Genomic DNA, 3,260 nt, shown 5'->3' with positions numbered 1-3,260 from the left:
GTTGAGATACAGCACGGCGAGCATGGTGACGCCGGTGTGCACGGAGACCAGGCACATTCCGGATACGAGCAGCCGTGTGATCGCGGGCTCGCGGAGCAGCCCGAACCGTGCGGCCAGTGCCTTGCCGCCGACGCGTGAGGCCGCGCCGTCCGTGCGGTTCGTGCGGTTCGTGCGGTTCATACGGGGAGCGTCTTCGCCGGGCGGCCTGCGGTAGACGGCCATGAACACGACCGCCCCGGCCAGCGCGGTCAGCGCGCCGGTAACCAGCGTCGGCCGCCAGCCTACGGCGCCTGCCAGCACGGGAAGCACGGCCGCGGCCAGGGCCCCGCCGAGCGGGAGTCCGGCTTGGCGAACACCCATGGCGAGTCCCCGTTGGGAGGGACCGAACCAGCCGGCGACCGACTTGCTGCCCCCGGGCTGGACGGTGCTGTATCCGGCCCCGACCAGGAGCATCGCGGCCATCAGCCAGGCGTAGCCCGGCGCCAGGGCTCCCAGGCCCAGGCCTGCGGCCACGACGCAGCTGCCGATGCCGACCACCCAGCGTTCGTTGTAGCGGTCGAGCAGTTCGCCGGTGACCAGCAGCCCGATCAGCGGGACCAGTTGCGATGCCGAGAGCAGGAGCCCGAGTTGCGTGGCGCCGAGGCCCAGCGCGTGGCGCAGCACGAGGCTCAGCGCCCCGATGCCTTGGACGAAGAAGCAGGTTGCGGCTTGGGTGAAGGTGGCGACCCCGAGCACGACCCAGCGGTAGCGCGGCGCTTCGTTCGCCGGGCTTGTCCGGTTGATCAGGATCGTCGGCTGCGTGGCGCTCATGGGCGCCGGTACGGCGGGTTGGCTCATGGCGATCACGATGATGTAATGGTCTTATGCACTTCAACCCTTACGGGCGAGGCGCCGTCGATCTGGCCGTGGACCTGGCCAACCGTCGGCCCATCAGCGTCGAGGAATTGGCCGAGCGGTGCCGCGCGCACGAGCTGGAGATGGAGACCGCAGTCCTCCCGGAGGACCTGGACCGGCTGAACGAGACGCTGGACGAGTGGGAGCGCGTCGTCGACGCCGCCGACGACCACGAGCGCGCCGCGCGGCTCAACCGCATGATGGCGGACGCCGCCGCGTACCCGCGCCTGACGGATCACGCGGGCGACGGCTGGCACCTGCACTACCGCGACGACGGCCGGCCGCTCGGTGAGGTGCTGACGGTGATGTTCGCCGTCGGTACGGCGCAGCATCTGGTGGGCCGCGGTATGCACCGGCTGCGGCGCTGTGCGGTGGCCGAATGCACGACGATCTTCGCCGACACGTCTCGCACCGGTCGGCAACGCTACTGCTCGCAGCGGTGCGCCAACCGGGATGCGGTGCGGCGGCACCGCGCACGAACGGCTGAGGACTCCTGAGGATCGGTCTTGCTCCAGGCCGGATACGGCCGCGCCGACTTCGACCTCCTACGCAAGCGGATCCTGCACAGTACCCGACCCCCGATCACAGGATCAGCGACGTTCTCCGTGGGGACGGGTGGTCGCGAGCGGCGGCTCGGGCAGCCCTGGAGCCGGCTTGGACATGCAGCCGGATCCGCAGCGGACCCGGCGTGGGAGCGGTGCCGGCGGGCGTCACCCCGCGTCGAGGGCGTTCGGCAGGCCTCGGCGGTAGCGGGTCTCGTCCTGCTGCTGGAGGGCGGCCAGCTCCGGCGGCCGGTACAGCGGCCACACCGTGCAGCGCGGGGCCGGTGAACCGTCGGCGTCGAGCAGGGCGTTGACGGCTCGGCGGGCGGATTCGTTCGCGCCCTCCATGGTGGCCAGGTCGATGTCGGTGGCGACGTAGTCGCCGGCCAGGAAGAGGTTGGGTACGGCCGTCACGGCGGACGGACGGTTGTACACCGTGCCCGCCGGGTGGATGAGCAGCTGCTCGCGGTTGGCCGGATCCGGGCCGCCGAGGCCGGTGACGGCCGGGTCGATGAACCAGGTGACCAGGTCCGCGTCGTCCAGGACGCGCCGGCCGCCGCCGTTGAGGGAGTCCTTCAGCTGCGCCCAGGTCTCGCGCACCACCTCCTCGCGGGAGCACTTGAGCGCGGGCTTGCCGTAGACGATCCCCGGGGTGTCCCACTGCGAGACGATCGCCGAGAGGCACTCGGCCACCTGCCCGTCGCCGTAGTCCCGGCGGAAGTCCCGGCCGGGCCAGAACTGGGCCTGGCCGATGCAGGTGACGGCCCAGGGCGAGTCGACCAGGTCGACGTGGCCGTGCACGATCGGGGTGCGGCGGCGCAGGTAGAACTGGACCCCGACCATCCAGTCGGTGCGGAGCCGGTCGCAGCGGGCGAGTTGCGGGTCGGCGGAGCGCAGCGCGGGCCCCCAGGTGGCGCGGGCGTGTTCGACCGGCATCGCGCTGACGTAGTGGTCGGCGAGTACGGGGGCGTTCGCGTCCCGCAGCCGCACGCCGCCGATCCGGCCGTTCCCGTACATCAACTCCTGTACGTCGGTGCCGAGTTCGAACCGGACGCCGAGCGAGCGCAGGTGCGCCTCCCAGGGGCCGATCCAGGCCTCGCTGGTCGGGGCGTTGAGGACGCGGTCCGGCTCGCCGTCGTTGCCCTGGCCCAGGATGTTGTAGACGAACGCCTGGAGGATCCGGGCGACGGAGCGGGTGCTGGCCTCCTCGGCCCTGGTCGCGACGATGTTGCGGGTGATGCCGACGCCGAGCAGCCGCTGGTAGTCGTAGGACATCTCGCCCGCCCGGATGAACCGCCACCACGGCACGCGCTCCCACTGCTCGTAACGGCGCAGTTCGCAGCTGGTGAAGTGGACCAGCAGCCGGTTGGCGAAGTACGCCACCTCGGCGGCCGGCAGGTGCAGGGCGGTGTCCAGCAGACCCGTCAGCGTCTGGAGCAGTGCGTCGGGCAGCAGTTCACCGAGCACCGGGAGCGTGGTCACGGTGCGGAACGGCAGACGCAGCGCCGGTCGTCCTCCGGCACGGGGAAACAGTTCCTCGGTGGCGTTCACCAGGTTGTCGTGGACGGTGCGGCCGACCGACCCGGTGGGCAGCGGGATCCGGCGCAGGGTGTCGGGCAGGTTGCGGTAGAAGCCGGGGAAGAAGCGGAAGCCGTGCTCGCCCGGCAGCGGCCGCCGGCCACCCCGGGCGGTGCCGGGCACGTCCATGCTGCGGGCCTTGCCACCCAACACCTCATTGCGCTCGTAGACCGTCACCCGGTAACCGCGCTCGGCCAGCTCCTGCGCCGCACTCAGACCGGCGACCCCACCACCGAGCACGGCGAC

General features: G+C 71.7%; 3 protein-coding genes. 1 reads left to right on the top strand and 2 read right to left on the bottom strand.

All coding sequences use genetic code 11. The annotated features are described in order from the left end of the window. Positions 1–810: MFS transporter (locus AB0O00_RS33510; RefSeq protein ID WP_363658274.1), on the bottom strand; the 810-nt coding region annotated here is incomplete at its 3' end. A gap of 53 nt (positions 811–863) precedes the next feature. Here AB0O00_RS33510 and AB0O00_RS33505 point away from each other — a divergent pair. Further along, on the top strand, positions 864–1,391 hold the full coding sequence (locus AB0O00_RS33505; protein WP_363658272.1) for a CGNR zinc finger domain-containing protein: 528 nt from the start codon (positions 864–866) through the stop codon (positions 1,389–1,391). A 213-nt stretch (positions 1,392–1,604) separates the two neighbouring features. On the opposite strand, the gene AB0O00_RS33500 is transcribed toward AB0O00_RS33505, so the two are convergent. Further along, the coding region (locus AB0O00_RS33500; protein WP_363658270.1) for an FAD-dependent oxidoreductase at positions 1,605–3,260 on the bottom strand (1,656 nt) is incomplete at its 5' end.

Origin of the sequence: Kitasatospora sp. NPDC093558, from assembly GCF_040683475.1 — a bacterium.
GTDB lineage: Bacteria > Actinomycetota > Actinomycetes > Streptomycetales > Streptomycetaceae > Kitasatospora.
The sequence above is the reverse complement of the archived record's forward strand: the minus strand, read 5'-3'. Positions and strand labels throughout refer to the sequence as shown.

Excerpts from the sequence above, each read along its gene's own strand:
- AB0O00_RS33505 (WP_363658272.1), top strand. The coding sequence starts at position 864 with ATGCACTTCAACCCTTACGGGCGAGGCGCCGTCGATCTGGCCGTGGAC.